This is a genomic window from Acinetobacter kookii, assembly GCF_900096895.1.
GTDB classification, from domain to species: Bacteria; Pseudomonadota; Gammaproteobacteria; order Pseudomonadales; family Moraxellaceae; genus Acinetobacter; species Acinetobacter kookii.
On sequence record NZ_FMYO01000001.1, the window covers coordinates 318,773 to 335,796 of the forward strand.

Below are 17,024 nucleotides of genomic sequence, written 5' to 3' on the forward strand. Positions count from 1 at the left end.
CCTTAATTTTTAGTAATTCATGGCGGAGTCTTATCGTTTTAAATCAAATTCTTGCAGCTCATTTGTTACTTTGGTTTCGCCCAAAGTAACCAAAGGCATTTGTCATCCGCAAAACTCGTCAACCACCATCAACTAGCAAATTTGTCGCAGAAACAATCACTTTTTAATGTAGTCCTGCCTCAAACAATTGCGGATGACTTTTCCATATATCAACTAAAATCATGAATTTAAAAAAAATACCAGTCAGTTTCTTAACTGACTGGTATTATCTCATCTGAGAGGTTTTTTACAGATGTCAACTTAACGGGTAGCCCGGTGCCAGGCATCTTTGGCCGCATATTTGGCTTCTTCCCAACTGAGACGGGACTGATCCTTGGTATTTTCCCATTTGCTTCTCAATTCAGGTTCCACATGCTCAAACTCGACATTAGGGTCGTATTGGGAGCGGCTGCCATATCCGACCTGATAAGCACTGCAGTAATCACGATCATAATCTAAATCGGCATAGGTATTGCGGGTTTCATGGAAATAGGGCCGTTCACGGTGTTGCTCGCGCCAATAGGCATCTTCCTCTTCCGGATTTGCTGTTTGCGCGATGTCATTACCCGCAATGCCACCAACAATCCCCCCGACAATACCCCCAACCACTGCACCTGGAGGTCCACCTACCATGCCTAGTGTAGCCCCTACAGCTGCGCCACCCAAAGTACCAGCACCAGTCGCAGCCAGATGATCGCCCGCTTCATTCATATCGGGTACACGATGACTTTCAGTCGCTGGCGAATTCAGGTCAGGACGTGCACTATCAAGTGTGGGTGGACTAGATTTCAATGAATCCTGATTGAATGCATCACCCTGTTCTGGAGACATTTCTGTTGAAGCAGGATTAATCTCTGAAACTGGTCTCTTGTTATTCACCATTTTCTTTCTCCTTCTGTCAGATCCATATCATCAAATTTTTTAGATAAGCAGCTTTAATGAGCTTCAGAAGAATTTAGCATAAGGTAATTTTTGACCAGCTCTGTCTTATAAGTGTCCTGATTGGGTGATGAGATGTTGTCGCATGTAATTCTTTGAATATTGTTATACAAATTACGCAAAAAAGTTTCGATAAAGAAAAAACCACTACTCTTTTTTCATAAAATTCTTTGAAATAAAGAGCAGTGAAGCTATTTAAAATGAAGAAATAAAGAACAAATAAAAACTATTTGGTTTCAAGCAAGTTCACCGGCTCCACCTGTACATCACTCATGATTTCACCTTGAGCAAGAAGCTGGTTAAAATAGTCCTCTACGACATTAAACTGTTCAGTCGTGCTTTCCACCTTATACATATTTTGGCGGAATTCATTGCTTGAACGCAAACCTTTGGTGTACCAGGCAATATGTTTACGCGAAATACGGCAACCTGAGTATTCACCATAGAAGTCATACAGTTCAGATAAATGTCCCAATAACACATCTTTGACTTCAGCAATACTGGGTGCTGCAAGCTGTTTGCCTGTTTTTAAATAATGTGCAATTTCACGAAAAATCCAGGGGCGGCCTTGTGCGGCACGTCCAATCATCACAGCATCGGCACCCGTATAATCGAGCACATATTTGGCTTTTTCAGGGCTGTCGATATCGCCATTGGCAATGACTGGAATATTCAACATTTCTTTGACATCTTTAATCAAAGAATAACGTGCCGTATTCAAGTACATATCTTCACGGGTACGACCATGCAGAGCCAATGCGGCAATCCCCGCTTCTTCGGCACGCTTGGCAACCCGCAGGATATTTTCATGCCCATTTAAATATCCTAAACGGGTCTTTAAAGTCACAGGAACATCTACAGCAGCAACCACTGTATCTAAAATTCGTGCCACCAGATCTTCATCTTTTAATAATGCAGAACCTGCTAATTTATTGCAGACTTTTTTGGCCGGGCATCCCATATTGATATCGACAATCTGCGCCCCATTCGCCACCTGATAGCGTGCCGCTTCCGCCAACTCGTTGGGTTCAGAACCCGCAATCTGCGCAGAAATAGGCGCCAGTTCTCCGTCAAAATTGGCCCGGTACAGACTTTTCTTGCTCATGCGTAAGGTCTGGTCTGAAGTCATCATTTCGCTGACCGCATGCCCTGCACCAAAATATTTACACAACGTCCGGAAAGGACGATCCGTAACACCTGCCATGGGAGCAACAATTAAATTATTTGACAGTTGATATGGACCGATATACATATAAATTCATCACTTTTTCGACTGACATAGTATACTGCATCTGCTGTATAGGCTCATCCTTTTGGAACATGTTTTCATCATTATGAAAAAAACTCTTTTTACTTCGTCCCGGTTTAAATCTTTGAGTATTCTGGCTTTGTCTTTGAGCCTGGTGGCATGCGGCGATGGTTCTTGGTGGTCAAAAAACAATGAACCCACACTAGAAGAAGATCAGGTCAAACGTCTTATTCCACCCCGCGTCAACGATCGTAGTTCTTGGGCCAAGGATATTTACGACATTACCGATCAGCTCGGTATTCCCCAAACCAAAGAAAATATTTGCAGTATTGTTGCCGTCGTCGATCAGGAATCCAACTTCGTAGCTGACCCGCAAGTTCCCGGTTTAGGCGAAAAAGCGGTGAAGGAAGTTCAAGATCGTCTGGATGAAAAATTTAAAGATAAATTAGGTGATACTATTGGTGGAACAGTTGCAGGATATTTCCAACAAGTTTTAAAGAATCAGCCCAGTCCTGAAAATAATTATTTAAGCCAAATGCGTCGTGTAAAAACCGAGCGTGAATTAGATGAACTCTATCGTGAAATTTTTGACTATATGTCAAAACATTATCATGTCAGTGCCTTAACCGGTGCAGCCAAACTGGTCGGTCAAGACATGGGCGAAAAATTAAATCCGATTACAACTTTAGGTTCTATGCAGGTTCATATTGGCTATGCCAAAGAACATAAACGCCAAGGCGGCAATATGGCCGAATTACGTACCGACTTATATAGTCAATATGGCGGTTTGTATTATGGCATCCACCGTTTGATGATGTACCCTGCCGATTATGATAAAGCGATTTATCGTTTTGCAGATTATAACTCTGGCATGTATTCAAGCCGCAACGCAGCTTTTCAAAGCATGCTCAATGACTTGACGGCAACAGAGCTTGATCTTGATGGCGATTTGTTGCTTTACACCAAAGATGGTTCAATCCGTTCTGCAGCCAGTCAGTCTGAACGAGAACTGATCAGTGTATTTGCAGCCAACAATATTCTGGTGACACCACGGCAAATTCGTTCTGACCTGAAAAAAGAAAAAGAGAAAAGTTTCGAAGATACGGCAACTTATCGTGCTGTAACCAAGTTATATCAAGAGAAAACAGGCAAAGATCCAATTTATGCTATCATGCCTGAAGTAGTCATTTCTGGTCCTAAACTGAGTCGTGATTATAATACCAACTGGTTTGCAACACGCGTAAACGGAAGATATCAATCATGTATGCAACGGGCAAAAAGAATAAAAATTTAGCGCTCTTTGATTTTGATGGAACCCTATGTAAAAAGGACAGTTTTACAGGGTTTATCTTTTACGCCTTATCTAAACGCCATATTGTCAAACAAGGCATTAAAATTTTGCCCTGGATTCAAGCTTATTATTTGAATGTCTATTCTGCACCTGCCATGCGTTCCAGATTGTTTCGTGCGATGTTTAGCAATGCCAATGCCTTAGAACTGCAACAAATGGCACGAGAATACGCAACAAGTTTAATGTCTCAATTAAATCGGCCTTTGCTTAAGCAGCTTAAGCAGCATCAAGCTTTAGGCGATGATGTGGTTTTGGTTTCAGCATCCATCGATGTCTATCTCAAACATGTCTGTGAGCTACTCAATATTGATTTAATTTGTACTCATACTGAACAAGTCAATAATATCTATACGGGACAATACACCACACCCGATTGTAGTTCGAAACAGAAAAGACAACGAATTTTAGAAAGATATCATTTAGCTGATTATGCTGTGATTTATGCTTATGGTAATAGTCATGAAGACCAAGAGATGCTCGCGCTTGCTGATCATGGCTACATGGTTGGTGAGTCTGATCATTTGCCCACCATTTTAGATCATAAAAAATTGGCTTAATTGTTTTAATATTAAACATCAAATGCAATAAAAAAACCCACAATGGATTGTGGGTTTTTAGCTTTTGAAAAATTACATGTAGCGTTTAACAAGGCAAAAACCGGAAAGCCGCTGCAATTCATTTCAACATCTCGTTTCAAAAACAGTTGATAGCTTATATGCAAGTATGTGCAAATAGAAGCTTTTACAGCTCAACTTCATTCCAAGCCAATACTGTAGTTTTGATTGATCCACCACCCGCAAACGGATTATTAGGGTCACCTCCAAGGAAACTCGCATCATAAGTAATAGACATGTTACCACCACCATTAAGATTCATAGAAGCATTGCCAAAAGTATATGTACCTGGACTACTTCCCTGAATATTCGCTACATAGACTCCACCACGAATTGACGTGTTACCACCACCATTGCCATTAAATGACCCTAAAATGATTAGAACACCCTTGAAATCACACTGGTTACCATTTGGGGAATAATCACCACGAATAATGACAATGCCTGCACATGATGGAACAGAGTCAGCTAACTTACCGGATACACTTCCGTTAATATAAGTTACACCTGACGCATTCTTAATTGATTCAACCAATGCCATTACGTTATTTGCATCACCCCAAATACCCAAGTCGGTATTTTTCACACATGCCCCACTTCCAGTAGGGCAATCAGCACCCCCACTATAATGGTCTGAATCACGTCTATTGCTAGGTATACCAGTTAGCACAGTACTGGCACTCGAATTCATAGTCGCAATAGCAAGTTTATTTTGACCATCAATTTTAAAATTATTACTATTTTTACCGGTAAAAGAGCCAACTGTTCCGCCCAAAGTCAAAGCAGCTGGAAGGTCAGGTAATTTTACAGCACCAGGAAACTGCCCCTTAATCTTGATCTGATAAACGCTTTCGCCCAAAATTTTAGTCGTACTTCCACTGGTTTTGATTAAATTGCCCGTGACTTTTACGGTGACAATTTTATTGGTGTTATCCCAACATGGATTGCTTGCACAACCCACAGGATGTTTAGAAGGATCAATCCAGTAATATCCATTATTACCCGAATTAACCGTCAATGTCCCTGAGTTGGTCTTTGGAATACCGGCAGAGGTATTCCAGTTTTGTTGCGTTGTTCCCGTCGGCCACCCACCACCGGACGCTTTAAACTGACCGTTTAACCAAGTTAAAAATTGTGTAGCACCATCTTCAGCAGCATTGGTCGTAATGACTTTATTGTTTATATTGGCGGTCATTTTATCTTGAAAGATCGTACCACGCATAGCATAAAGACTGATCATGGTCGCTGCAAATAACACCACCACGGTAATAATAAGGACAGAGCCTTGTTGTTTTTTCATGGCTATTACCTCGACACCTTACGTACACTAGGATTTTCATTACCGCATTGTAATGTCAATGTAACACTCTCATTACCTTGTAATTGACCAGATGTCCAAGATGACCAATTTGTCAACGGTTCAATATTACTATCACCATTATTATATTGCCATTTAAGCTTCCAATCCCCTTTATCTACAACCTGACTTACATCAACTTTAACTGTAGATTTATTATTAATGCCACTGGTAGTTGCTGGTAATGCACTCCACGTTTTAGTCACATTACCATCGTAAGTAACATTAATCTTGCCCAACACATCACTAGGACAATTAGGTGTGACAAAATTAATTGGACTTGAAACGTACTCACCACATTTCACTGTAAGGCTCATGGGTTGTTTGTTTCCGCTTGGAAGCGTAAAGCTATTCGTCATCTGTAGATCATTAAAACCTGAGCTATCCTTTTGTATTTTCCAACCTGTAATAGCGACACCAGTAGCTACACTTACCGAAACACTTTGACCATTGGCAATAGTTGGATTTGAGATAGCATTCCATTTAGCCGTGCTAAATCCAGTCCCAGAAACATCAAGATTCGCTAACATTGTGCTAGAACATTGTGCTGGAGTACCTTCACCGTTACCGTTACCGTTACCGTTACCGTTACCGTTACCATCACCGTTACCGTTACCGTTACCGTTACCGTTACCATCACCGTTACCGTTACCGTTACCGTTACCGTTACCACCTGTTGATGGATTTACAAGGCTAGTTCCTCCCGTCGAAGCCAATTGAGTCATTGCCCGAAGGTGAGAGGTCGCAACAAAGTCAATAGTGGGCTGCTGAGCACTGCCATCGTTTATACTCATTTGGGTTAATACACTGGTTATTGTTCCCCACACGCCATCAACAGTAGAATTGATTGCATCACTAGAATCTAAATACGGTTGATACGCTAAAGGGGTAGTACCAGTTCCATTTTGAATCCCATAAGCAAATTTTAATCCCGAAACATTTTTTGCTAAGGTAACGGTTTGTGTGGTTCCATCATTCAAAACAAGTTCACAAATAAGTTCATTGTCTGTATTTAGCTTAAATGTATTTACAGAGGAATGATTTGTCTCACCTAAACAATCTCTTTGTGAACTATCAAAATATACAATTAACTCATTATTATTTGCAGGGAATCCAAAGGAAGTGGCTTGTCTTACTAAGCGTGTAATCGTTGTCGAAGCAAAGCGAAAATTCTCTTGTGAACGGTCCATCACATCTTTTTCAAGAATGAGTTTCTGATTGGAAAACAAGACTGTGAATGCACCTGCGGTAATAATCAAACCTACCGTTAACCCCACCATAAGTTCAATCAGAGAAACTCCCGCTTGAGAGTATCGCTGACTTGCTATTTTTCTTTTCATACGATGTTCCCCCAATTAAACTTCACATTTTGGTACTGAAAAATAATAGATAAAGCTTTCTTTATCTGCTGGATTAGCTTCATACCATTTCGCTTTTTTATTTTCCCATTCAATCGTTATTTTATAACGTCGTTTGGTTGAATCAACTATTTCAAGATTTCCCAACCAGCCATTCATACGGTTATGTAAAGCAATCTGCTCGGTAGTCAGCCCATTAACAAAGCTACTTGTATTCCCCGTCACTTTCCAACGATTTTCCCATTGTGTTTTAATTGCATTAACTTTTGTCGTATCAGGTTGACCTGTACTGTTATCCAAAGAACAGACACTGGCCCACATTCTATCAATTAAATCATTGGCTTGAATGCTTGCAATCGTGCGCTGTGTTGTAAGCGCGCTCTGCTGCACAGATTTTATGTGTAACACCCCCAGCCCCAATAGCACACCAGCGGTGATAAACATCGCAATTAATGCTTCCAAAAGTGCAAAACCTTGTTGTAAGTTCATTTTTTGCATAAGTTAGCACCCCGATTTACTTTTAAACGCTCTACCAATGACTTCTACACACACAGAATAGGTATTTGCATCTGGAATAGTAACTGTTATTTCATGTTCAGCAGTTGTTGATCCGAAGGTGTTAAAGGTTATTGTTTCAGGACCAGTAATAGAAAGTTGAGAACTGTCAAAAGTCAATTTCTGAATAGGAGTAGTTGAACCAGAATGCGTAGCAATCAGACCAGTTGACCAATTTGTTTTGTTTGCTGATAGACAACTTGAACCATCAGAACTCCCACATACAATCACTGTTTTACCGAGTCGAATCGCTTCTGTTCGCGATTGTTGTAGAAAACTCAAAATATCTCCACTACTCGTATTCACTTTAGTATTGTGAAGCATCTGACTTAGATTTGGTGCTGCCAAAGTGGCAATGATTGCCAAAATTGCTATGGTAACCATAAATTCAATCAGGGTGAATGCGCTTTGTTTTTTCATTTCCAACACCCTGATGTTGTTGGAGTTTTTGTACCATCTTCCTTCAGTGTGAGCGTGCCACACATGGAATCATTTTGAGCACTGGTTGGTGTTGCTGTAATGGTGTAAGTCTGCGAGGCATTCGCGATACTGACTGAAATCGTATAATAGGCAGACACATTGCTAGGATTCTTTAAACTGGCAGGAATACTTGCTTCCGCTGGATAACTAAAACTCGCGTTATATTTACTTTCTAAATACTGGGCTAAACTTAACATTGCGGACTGTGCTTCTGTACGATGACTTGCCACAATATATTTCGTATAACTTGGGAGTGCTATCGCTGCTAAAATTGCAATAATTGCAACAGTGACCATTAATTCGATAAGTGTGAAACCGGACTGCTTAGAATGATGAATGATCTGTCTATTAGTATACATTTTATTAATCTCTTACAGTCTGTAACTATCTGTAAGTAAAATACCATAAAGTAATTAAGGTTTAATTTGTATAAATGCTCATTTTTTACTTTACAAACACCCCATCATAAATATAAATGATAATTATTATTATTTTACCTTGTATTTAAAATTAAAATAATCCTTACATTTAGCTCTCATAAAATATGTTAAATTAATAATTTAATTCTATTTTTCAATAGGATGTAAAAATTAAATAAAAAATATATGAATTTTTCAGCAAAATAGTTTGAAAGTGTTTTTATAATAAGATATGTATAAGAGATTAATTTTTACTAACTTTTATTTTCAAAAATAAACAATAGCAAAAATGCTCAAAATAATAAATTTCATGTTTTTTTGAAAAAAAATTCACCAATAAATTAAAAAAAGTATTGTTTGAAACAGTCTACTGTATGAATTAAATGTTTGATCTATTCCTCAAATATAAAAAGTGACTCTTTCAAAGTCACTTTTAGTTAAAAATTTGCCTAGATGAAAAAATCATGTCTTATCGCAATTCAAATCGCTTTTACAACTTTAATGATTCTTCCACCTATTTAAATTTATTTACTTCTTGAATGGAAAAGCGTATTTAGCAATACGTTTAATTACACTGCCATACTGCTTAAACAGGTTGGCATTATTATAATTTAAACCATATTTCTCACATACTGCCTGAACTTTAGGTGCCATTTTACGATAACGGCGTGCCGGAATGTCCGGATATAAGTGATGCTCGATTTGATGGCTTAAGTGACCGGTCAAAATATGGAATGCTTCTGAACCTGTCAAATTGGATGAACCACGAATCTGACGCATATACCAATGTCCGCGACTTTCATTTTCCAGTACCGTTTTCGGAAAAACCTCCACATCTTTAGTGAAATGACCACAGAAAATAATACTGAAAGTCCAGATGTTACGGATCCCATTCGCAACCAGATTGCCGGTAAATACCGGTAAAGCAGCTGGACCCGCAATCAATGGAAAGAAAACGTAATCTTTAAACAATTGTTTACCGATTTTCTTTTGGAGTGGCTTCCACTCTTCTTTGAGTACCTGTTTACTCTTGCGCCCAAACCAAACTTTACCCAATTCCAGATTTTGAATGGCTACACCCCACTGGAATAACAGACAAAATGGAATCGCATAAATCGGCTGTAAAAGATAGCCTGGTTTCCAGCGCTGTTCAGGGAACAAACGCAGCAAGCCATAACCGATATCATCATCCATCCCTTTAATATTGGTATAAGTATGATGCTTGTAGTTATGGGTTTGACGCCAGTTATCCGCTGTGCCGACGATATCCCACTCGTAACTTGGGCCATGGAATTTAGGATCATTCATCCAGTCATATTGACCATGCATGACATTATGACCCAATTCCATATTTTCCATAATTTTGGCAAAACCAAGTAAGCCTGTACCTAATACCCAGGCCGGCGGAAACCAGCCAGCAAATAAACAGGCACGTCCAGCAATTGAAGCATAACGAATGGTTGAGTAAACACGACGGATATATTTCGCGTCTTTTTCGCCAATATCATCAAGCACTTCTTGTTTAATGGCATCCAGCTCACGGGCCAAATCATCTAGTTGAGATTGAGTGAGCTCACCATTTTTAGGATTTTTAAAATATTCTATTTTAACAGGCATATTCATAATATTTTTCTCACTTATAAATCAATGACAAGGTCAGACTGCGCTGAATTGACACATATTTTTAAGACATTACCGGGTTCTGAATTTTGAGCACCGTTCACCAAATTTTTGGTTGAACCTTCAACTTTCTTACAGACACATTTATTACAGATGCCCATACGGCAGCCGTGGGTAGGTCTGATATTTTGCTGTTCCAGGCTGGTTAAAATAGACTGCCCTTTAGGAATGGCTACTACTTTCTTTGACTGCAACAAAGTTACATTAACAAAGCCCATGCCAGAACTTTCAACGGCACTCATGCTAAAAGCTTCACTTTTGAAACTTTGGGCATGGGCAAATAACTGTTCAGCCTGTGCAACAAATCCGGATGGGCCGCAGGCATACACCAGACTGTTTTCGATATTGTCCAACAAAGCCAGATGGTCCTGGTTTAAGCGTTTGCCCGCATTTTCTTCCTGGGTATAAAAAACCTGAAATGAGAAATTCGGATATTGTTCCGCAAGCTTTTCAAAACGCGCTTTAAAAGCTGCATCGGCATATTCTTTGACCCAATACAACAACTGGATAGGTGCTTGAGTCATACGATCCGTTTTAGAAAGCGCTTTAAGCAAGCTTAACATTGGGGTAATACCGCTACCCGCAGCGAGCAAGATCATCGGCTGAGCTTGTTCTGGTAACAGCATGTCCCCATAAGGCTGCCCAAATTCAAGAATATCGCCGACTTGTGCCTGCTCAACCAGCCAGGAACTAACTTTACCCTGATCAACTTTTTTCACTATTAATAAGACATGTTGCGCATCAAGTTGGGTCAGACTATAGCTACGTTCATAGCGAACACCATTCACTTCCACAAAAACTGGATGATGCTGCCCTGCTTGCCCCATTTGAAAATGACGGTTCACTTGAATAGTCAAACTCATCATATTTTGTGCAGAATTTTCTTTTTGGACAATTTTGCCTAAGGCTTGATTGATTGACCAAAGCGTATTGAATTTCTGCAGCCAGAAATTGGCTGCGTGCTGATCCATAACGCTTTCAGCTAGTGAACTCAGGGGAGATTTTTTCATTTTTTCTACAACATGCATAGTCAGTACCACGCGATTGAATTTTAATTATTATACACATGTATATATATTTGTATATATATTTGTATTATTTCTAATTATTTCCCAAGTTGCACTGCAACCGCTATAATGTTTTTGTGTTTCTAATCCCTTGAAAAATATGAACCAGTCTTCAATCAAAAAAAGTGTTGATGCGCCTGTTGATAAACAGAATTTTGTTCATGAGCCGGTGATCGTCCGTACCGTGGGCCGAAAAGCAACCATTACCAAAGAAGAGCTGTTTCAAGCTGCATTGAATTTAATTGGACCGCAAAAAAGCATCTCCTCCTTAAGCCTACGTGAGGTTGCACGTGAGGCAGGTATTGCTCCAAACAGTTTTTATAGACATTTTAAAGATATAGATGAACTTGCAATTGAATTGATTGATCGTGCAGGGATTGTATTGCGTCAAATTTTGCATCAAGCGCGTTTAAAGGCTTCTAAGGAAAACAGCATTATTCGCAGTTCAGTCGAAATTTTTATTGAACAATTAGATGCAGATGAAGGAAATTTAAGTCTATTATTGCGTGAAGCCTATACCGGTTCTGCGTCTTATAAAGCAGCAGTGCAACGCCAGCTAAATTATTTCCAGCAAGAGTTGCAGGAAGATTTAATTCGTCTGGAACGCCTCAATAACAATAGGCTTTCTCACCCCGACATTGCCGCTAAAGCCATTACCCAGCTGGTATTCAATATGGGTGCAACGGTCATCGATATTTCTGCGAAGGAACGCAATGAAATTGCCGAACAAACCATGATCATGATTCGCATGATTATAGAAGGTGCACGTCATCTGGATGAAGCTCAAATTCGATAATCTATAACGTGATTGCTCGTGAAGGATGCAAAATGAAATCCTTCACTTTTCCTTAAATACTTTGCTGTTTGGCAATCCTCTGTTTCACCCATTCGGCTGTGCTTTCCGGTTGCTCTAAAGGAAACATATGCCCACCTTCGACCACACTAAACTCAATGCCATAGATTTTTTTCATCCCTTGCGGTAAGCCCTGTTTATAAAAGTGGCTCTGTTTTGCGGTAATCAGATGTACCGGAACTTGAGGTGCTTTACGTGGAGTACGCCACCACCACGCAGGTACTGTTCTAAAAATTTCAGCTTCAACCGCTTTAGGAATAGTTAAGGTCGCGCCCCCTCTGCTTTGATCTTCTGTAATAGCATGGGCAAAATAATCATCAAAACACTGCTGATCAAAATTCTTGAACAGGCGGTTATTTCGCAAAGATGTATATGCTTCATCAAAACTGCACCAATGATCATTGCGTTTAAGCGTAATCGCGGCTGGCGTGATTTTATCCACGGCTTTTAATTTCAGCTTTTGCAAACCCTCAAAAATGGCAGATTTAGGTCCGATCACAAAAGGCGGATCCATAATGACCAGCTGTGAAAACAGATCAGGACGTTTATAGGCCGCCATTAGAGTAAGCAAAGAACCAAATGAATGCCCCAAACCAATCACCTGCTGTTCTGGAAATTGCCGTTCAATGTCTGCAATTACCTGTTCAACCAGATAATGCCAGGTCAGAGTCACCGGATATCTGAGATCCAGACCAATCACCGAAATGGCTTTAAGATCAAATTCTGGTCCCAAACAGCGGAAAAACTTTTGATAGCTGGCCGAAGGAATCCCATTGGCATGGGTAAAATGAATCGCCTGTTTTCTGAATAATCCATCTGCCATATAAGCTACTCTTATTTTCATTTACATTTATCTGATTAACAGCATCGTAGCTTAAGGAAAAATAGACTGGGATGACATCCATAAATGCATGATTCACTGACTTGCAAGTCAGATGGCTTAAATACAGAATTCTATACAATAAATGATTTGACTGCTGCGGTTTATTTTCGCCAAACCACCAGAAACTGACTGCCTAAAAAAGTTGCTCCGCAAGTCGTCTTGTCCCCTGCAATCACCACCCCACGCCCTTTCACAGTGGTTGACTGTTTCGCCGCAATGGCTGACACAACCATTTGGCATTTTGGACAATAATGTTTCATACCATGCAAATGCACAGCGATTCCATTTATGATAAAAGAAGGATCACATTCCGAGACTATTCCGCCGTGCGACGTGCTAGAACCCATGGTAATTAAAGACTGAGCCATTGTTATTCTTCTTATATTTTATAAAAATTATTTTCTTATTTTAGCATGAGTTGAATTTTAAGCCAGATGAACCACAACTGCCTCATCTTAAACATATAAAGCACCCGTAGGTGCTTTATATTTCAGTTTAAAATTATGGCTTAACCACTACCATCACCTGAATGGCTTCTGGTGTGACTGATAAACCATCCAGCAGGCTCAAACCTTCTTTCTGGAATTTTTGCAAACGTGAAATTTCATCTTCACGGATGCTTGGGTTGAACTGTTTCAGATAAGTCAGGCGATCAATTTCATATTGCCATTTGTTGCCATACACTTCTTTAGCCTGCTGCTTAAAGTTAGGCAATGCAGCTTTGGCAATATCCAAGGCTTGTGCATAACGCTGTTCAATCACTTCACGGCGTGCTTTCACCACCTGACGGCAGCTATTGCCATCCAGGTGATGTAAATAAGGTTTCAGGATTTCCGGTGCAATCTTTTCAGACAGATCCTGACCTTTTTCACTGAGCAATACGCGAATCAGCTGCTGTGGCAAGCTAGATGGCAAGTTCAATGCCTTCGGTGCAACCACATCCACCTTAAACCAGACTTCAATCAACACCGAACCTTGTGGCAAGGCTGCAGATTTTAATACCGCAACGTTGGTACTACCAAAAGCCTGGGTATTAATCATTTCCATCACGCTTTCTGTGAATGGATGTTCCAGCGTCAAGTATTGTGCATCTTCACGAACCTGCGCCTGATCACGATAGAAAGTCGCTGTCATGCCTTCTTCATCTAAAGACAAACCTTGAACCTGCATCTGATCGGTTGGCTTGATGATCACGGTACCGTTACTTTGCTCATCGAAATCGATGTTGGTCGATGCCATGAAGCGTTTCATGAACATTGGCAAAGTGGTGTTGTCGTCATAATCTTCAAGCGCCTGCACAATTTCTTGCGCCACAATTGGACGGCAAGAATTGTATTCGAGCAGACGGTCACGGCCTTCCTGCAATTCAGCTTCTAAAGCCTCACGCTGAACAGTGACTTCTTCAAGCAAATCTTCAAACTGCTGGCCTAAATCTGCCAGTAAACAGCCTTTTAATTTCACAATGAAGTTTTCTTGCAGGGTTTGTGCCGTCGGGGAAATATTGCTGAAGATATTTAAACCTTCGTTGTACCAGCGGAACATACGTTCTTGCGCAGTACCGACCAGATAAGGCACATGAATCTGAATCCGGTTTTCCTGACCAATACGGTCTAAACGGCCAATACGCTGTTCCAGCACATCCGGGTTCGCAGGCAAGTCAAACAGGATCAGGTCAGAGGCAAACTGGAAGTTACGCCCTTCCGAACCGATTTCAGAACACAACAGAATTTGTGCTCCATAAGACTCTTCAGCGAAATACGCTGCTGCCTGGTCACGTTCAAGCAGGCTCATGCCTTCATGGAACATCGCGGTACGGATACCGGCATGTAAACGCAGCACATTTTCCAGTGCTTCCACCACCGGACCACTACGTGCAATCAGCAAGACTTTTTTGTGCTTTAACTCGGTACGCAGGATTTCCATAAGCCACATGACGCGTGGGTCATGTTCCATCCAGGAGCCATCCAGCTGTGCTTCTTCAGGCCACATCTGTTCACGCAACTTGCCGTCTTTCGACCAGTTGGCAGGTGCTGGTAAAGGTGCCGGCTGACAGTCACGGCCCGGGAAACCCTGAATCGCTTCACGGGTATTACGGAACAAAATACGGCCGGTACCGTGACGGTCCAACAACTCGTGAATGGCACGGAACCGCTGTTCCGGCTCATCCTGAATGCCATGCCCCAACAAGCCTTCGATCGCTTTTAAATGCCCTTCTTCCAAAGGCAGGTCTGACATCAACACTTCAGCAATTTTTGCAGTTTGATGATACTGCTCTTCTTCATCCAGAAAGCGGTCGAGTGAACTGAAACGTTGCGGATCGAGCAAACGTAAACGGGCAAAATGGCTTTCCACACCCAGCTGTTCTGGGGTTGCTGTAAGCAGTAACACACCCGGGGTTTTTTCCGCCAGTTCTTCAACCAGATCGTAACGGTCATTACCGCCTTCTTCTTCGCTCCACATCAGGTGATGTGCTTCATCGACCACAAGAAGATCAAAACCGGCTTCTAAAGCCTGTTCACGCAAATCTTCGTGATCGACCATCAAGTCAACAGAAGCAATGATGCGCTGCTCAGTCAGGAACGGGTTTAAGTCAGGGTCATGTTCTTTAATCGAAGCGGTACGGGTCAAATCGAACAGTGAAAATTCCAGATTGAAACGGCGGCGCATTTCAATCATCCACTGATATTGCAGTGAGTCTGGAACCAAAATCAGGATACGTTCAGAACGGGCAGTTTTGAGTTGCTGATGAATAATCAGGCCTGCTTCAATGGTTTTACCCAAGCCCACTTCGTCAGCAAGCAAGACACGCGGCGCAAAACGCTGGCCCACTTCATGGGCAATATACAGCTGGTGCGGAATCAGGCCTACACGCGCACCGACCATGCCGCGCAGAGGACTGTTCTTCATGTTGGCTTGCATCAGCAAAGCTTCAATACGCAGGTCATACCATTCTTTATAGTCGACCTGGCTGGCCAGCAAACGGTCAAGCGGTTTAGAGAGCTGGATGGTCGCACCAATACGGGTTTCGTTGAGTGATTTACGTTCTTCTGAGCCATCTTCCAGATTGCGCACGACGTTATAGCGCACTACGCCATGACGGTCTTCCAGCGACTCAACTGTCCATTGGGTGCCTTCCTGATCCTGCAGTTCATCATTCACATTGAACACAATACGTGATAAAGGTGCATTGCTACGTGCATAGACACGTGTTTCATCACTTTTTGGGAATAAGATGCTAACCGATCTTTCATCTACGTCTATAAGAACCCCTAAACCGAGTTCTGTTTCCGTGTCTGATAACCAACGCTGACCAATAGCAAACTGATGCAATTTTTCCACCTTTATCTAAAAATGAGGACACTAATTTCAAGCCCAAAATCTGGTTGGTATTTGAGCAAAAAACCAGGTCTTTAAGCAATATATTTTGACATAAAGCCCACTAAAAAGTGCGCAAAATCGATGAGGATTAAAAAGTTTTTACTTTAAAAAGGAACGGGAGCATAAAACTCCATCAGCTGTTCTGTTTGCGGATGATAAAAACTTAAGTTTTCAGCATGCAGGCACAGACGTGGCATCAACAGTTGCTGCTCAGGAGTGGCATATAAAGTATCACCTATGATGGGATGACCCAGATATTGCATATGCACGCGTAGCTGATGGGAACGGCCGGTAATCGGGCTAAGTTTGACCCGCGTCACCGCCTGTCCCTGAATTTCAAAATGTTCGATGGCCTGCCAATGCGTGAGTGCAGGCTTGTTATGCTTGGGATCGGCAATATGTAAAGGAGGATGTTCAGGGTCATAAACAACCGGCACATCAACCGTGCCTTCCCCTTCTAGATGTCCCGCTACTACGGCTTGATAGGTTTTGTCGGTTTGACGTTCCTGAAACTGGCGGGAAATAGTTTTTTGTCCCCATCTGCTCAGGCCAAACACCAGAATGCCGGAAGTATCCCGATCCAGCCGGTGAATCAGTAAAGTTTTGGGTTCTATTTCTAATAACCGGTTGATCACGCAATCTTGTAAATCTTCGGTTTTGCCGGGAACGGTGAGTACACCTGCAGGTTTATGGATGACCATAAAATCTTCATCACGATGTATCAGATGTTCGGTTAGAAAATTACTCAATGTTCAATCCCAGGCTGATCGCGAAAACAAGGCGGCAATGATAGAAAGCTTGG

At 41.4% G+C, this 17,024-nt stretch carries 16 protein-coding genes; 3 read left to right on the forward strand and 13 right to left on the reverse strand.

The genetic code is table 11. The features are described 5' to 3' along the window. Nucleotides 1-300: 300 nt before the first annotated feature. Nucleotides 301-921, reverse strand: a complete 621-nt coding sequence (locus tag BLP85_RS01585; protein WP_092818399.1) for a hypothetical protein — start codon at nucleotides 919-921, stop codon at nucleotides 301-303. 283 nt (nucleotides 922-1,204) lie between these two features. Continuing rightward, nucleotides 1,205-2,230: a tRNA dihydrouridine synthase DusB gene (dusB, locus tag BLP85_RS01590; protein ID WP_092818400.1), complete on the reverse strand. Its 1,026-nt coding sequence runs from the start codon at nucleotides 2,228-2,230 to the stop codon at nucleotides 1,205-1,207. Between the two features lie 82 nt (nucleotides 2,231-2,312). Between dusB and BLP85_RS01595 the strand changes: the two genes are divergently transcribed. Both BLP85_RS01595 and BLP85_RS01600 read left to right on the forward strand, forming a co-directional pair. Beyond that, on the forward strand, nucleotides 2,313-3,521 hold the full coding sequence (locus BLP85_RS01595) for a DUF1615 family protein (protein ID WP_092818401.1): 1,209 nt from the start codon (nucleotides 2,313-2,315) through the stop codon (nucleotides 3,519-3,521). Beyond that, the gene (locus tag BLP85_RS01600) at nucleotides 3,488-4,135 is read left to right on the forward strand and encodes an HAD-IB family hydrolase (protein WP_092818402.1); all 648 of its coding nucleotides are present in this window, start codon (nucleotides 3,488-3,490) and stop codon (nucleotides 4,133-4,135) included. Before BLP85_RS01595 ends, BLP85_RS01600 begins: the two co-directional genes overlap by 34 nt. 184 nt (nucleotides 4,136-4,319) lie before the next feature. On the opposite strand, the gene BLP85_RS01605 is transcribed toward BLP85_RS01600, so the two are convergent. From BLP85_RS01605 to BLP85_RS01635, 7 genes are all read right to left on the reverse strand, one after another. Beyond that, nucleotides 4,320-5,492, reverse strand: a complete 1,173-nt coding sequence (locus BLP85_RS01605; protein WP_092818403.1) for a pilus assembly PilX family protein — start codon at nucleotides 5,490-5,492, stop codon at nucleotides 4,320-4,322. A 5-nt stretch (nucleotides 5,493-5,497) separates the two neighbouring features. Beyond that, nucleotides 5,498-6,889, reverse strand: coding sequence for a PilW family protein (locus BLP85_RS01610; RefSeq protein WP_092818404.1), 1,392 nt, complete (start codon nucleotides 6,887-6,889; stop codon nucleotides 5,498-5,500). Nucleotides 6,890-6,904: 15 nt separating this feature from the next. Next, complete coding sequence (locus BLP85_RS01615; protein ID WP_092818405.1) at nucleotides 6,905-7,405, reverse strand: type IV pilus modification PilV family protein; 501 nt, start codon at nucleotides 7,403-7,405, stop codon at nucleotides 6,905-6,907. Nucleotides 7,406-7,408: 3 nt separating this feature from the next. Further along, a complete protein-coding gene (locus tag BLP85_RS01620; RefSeq protein WP_092818406.1) occupies nucleotides 7,409-7,882 on the reverse strand; it encodes a GspH/FimT family pseudopilin in 474 nt (157 codons plus the stop codon). Beyond that, complete coding sequence (locus tag BLP85_RS01625; protein ID WP_092818407.1) at nucleotides 7,879-8,301, reverse strand: type IV pilin protein; 423 nt, start codon at nucleotides 8,299-8,301, stop codon at nucleotides 7,879-7,881. Before BLP85_RS01625 ends, BLP85_RS01620 begins: the two co-directional genes overlap by 4 nt. Before the next feature lie 588 nt (nucleotides 8,302-8,889). Beyond that, complete coding sequence (locus BLP85_RS01630) at nucleotides 8,890-9,984, reverse strand: fatty acid desaturase family protein (RefSeq protein ID WP_092818408.1); 1,095 nt, start codon at nucleotides 9,982-9,984, stop codon at nucleotides 8,890-8,892. 14 nt (nucleotides 9,985-9,998) lie between these two features. Then, nucleotides 9,999-11,069, reverse strand: a complete 1,071-nt coding sequence (locus tag BLP85_RS01635; protein ID WP_092818409.1) for a ferredoxin reductase — start codon at nucleotides 11,067-11,069, stop codon at nucleotides 9,999-10,001. 139 nt (nucleotides 11,070-11,208) lie between these two features. Here BLP85_RS01635 and fabR point away from each other — a divergent pair, with 139 nt between their 5' ends. Further along, nucleotides 11,209-11,904: an HTH-type transcriptional repressor FabR gene (fabR, locus tag BLP85_RS01640; RefSeq protein WP_092818410.1), complete on the forward strand. Its 696-nt coding sequence runs from the start codon at nucleotides 11,209-11,211 to the stop codon at nucleotides 11,902-11,904. Between the two features lie 52 nt (nucleotides 11,905-11,956). Here fabR and BLP85_RS01645 read toward each other — a convergent pair whose 3' ends face one another. The 4 genes from BLP85_RS01645 to BLP85_RS01660 form a co-directional block, all read right to left on the reverse strand. Then, nucleotides 11,957-12,784: an alpha/beta fold hydrolase gene (locus BLP85_RS01645; protein WP_092818411.1), complete on the reverse strand. Its 828-nt coding sequence runs from the start codon at nucleotides 12,782-12,784 to the stop codon at nucleotides 11,957-11,959. A 161-nt stretch (nucleotides 12,785-12,945) separates the two neighbouring features. Then, a complete protein-coding gene (locus BLP85_RS01650; protein ID WP_092818412.1) occupies nucleotides 12,946-13,212 on the reverse strand; it encodes a PAAR domain-containing protein in 267 nt (88 codons plus the stop codon). Between the two features lie 133 nt (nucleotides 13,213-13,345). Beyond that, nucleotides 13,346-16,183 carry an RNA polymerase-associated protein RapA gene (gene rapA / locus BLP85_RS01655; RefSeq protein ID WP_092818413.1) on the reverse strand — a complete coding sequence of 946 codons (2,838 nt, stop codon included), beginning with the start codon at nucleotides 16,181-16,183 and terminating at the stop codon, nucleotides 13,346-13,348. A gap of 143 nt (nucleotides 16,184-16,326) precedes the next feature. Continuing rightward, nucleotides 16,327-16,971, reverse strand: a complete 645-nt coding sequence (locus BLP85_RS01660; protein ID WP_092818414.1) for an RluA family pseudouridine synthase — start codon at nucleotides 16,969-16,971, stop codon at nucleotides 16,327-16,329. Nucleotides 16,972-17,024: the final 53 nt, after the last annotated feature.

Bases quoted from the DNA above. Each gene is read 5' to 3' on its own strand.
- BLP85_RS01610 (WP_092818404.1), bottom strand. From the start codon at position 6,889: ATGAAAAGAAAAATAGCAAGTCAGCGATACTCTCAAGCGGGAGTTTCT.
- BLP85_RS01625 (WP_092818407.1), bottom strand. From the start codon at position 8,301: ATGTATACTAATAGACAGATCATTCATCATTCTAAGCAGTCCGGTTTC.
- BLP85_RS01645 (WP_092818411.1), bottom strand. From the start codon at position 12,784: ATGGCAGATGGATTATTCAGAAAACAGGCGATTCATTTTACCCATGCC.
- BLP85_RS01605 (WP_092818403.1), bottom strand. From the start codon at position 5,492: ATGAAAAAACAACAAGGCTCTGTCCTTATTATTACCGTGGTGGTGTTA.
- BLP85_RS01600 (WP_092818402.1), top strand. From the start codon at position 3,488: ATGTATGCAACGGGCAAAAAGAATAAAAATTTAGCGCTCTTTGATTTT.
- BLP85_RS01615 (WP_092818405.1), bottom strand. From the start codon at position 7,405: ATGCAAAAAATGAACTTACAACAAGGTTTTGCACTTTTGGAAGCATTA.
- fabR (WP_092818410.1), top strand. From the start codon at position 11,209: ATGAACCAGTCTTCAATCAAAAAAAGTGTTGATGCGCCTGTTGATAAA.
- BLP85_RS01630 (WP_092818408.1), bottom strand. From the start codon at position 9,984: ATGAATATGCCTGTTAAAATAGAATATTTTAAAAATCCTAAAAATGGT.
- BLP85_RS01585 (WP_092818399.1), bottom strand. From the start codon at position 921: ATGGTGAATAACAAGAGACCAGTTTCAGAGATTAATCCTGCTTCAACA.
- BLP85_RS01635 (WP_092818409.1), bottom strand. From the start codon at position 11,069: ATGCATGTTGTAGAAAAAATGAAAAAATCTCCCCTGAGTTCACTAGCT.
- BLP85_RS01595 (WP_092818401.1), top strand. From the start codon at position 2,313: ATGAAAAAAACTCTTTTTACTTCGTCCCGGTTTAAATCTTTGAGTATT.
- dusB (WP_092818400.1), bottom strand. From the start codon at position 2,230: ATGTATATCGGTCCATATCAACTGTCAAATAATTTAATTGTTGCTCCC.
- BLP85_RS01650 (WP_092818412.1), bottom strand. From the start codon at position 13,212: ATGGCTCAGTCTTTAATTACCATGGGTTCTAGCACGTCGCACGGCGGA.
- BLP85_RS01620 (WP_092818406.1), bottom strand. From the start codon at position 7,882: ATGAAAAAACAAAGCGCATTCACCCTGATTGAATTTATGGTTACCATA.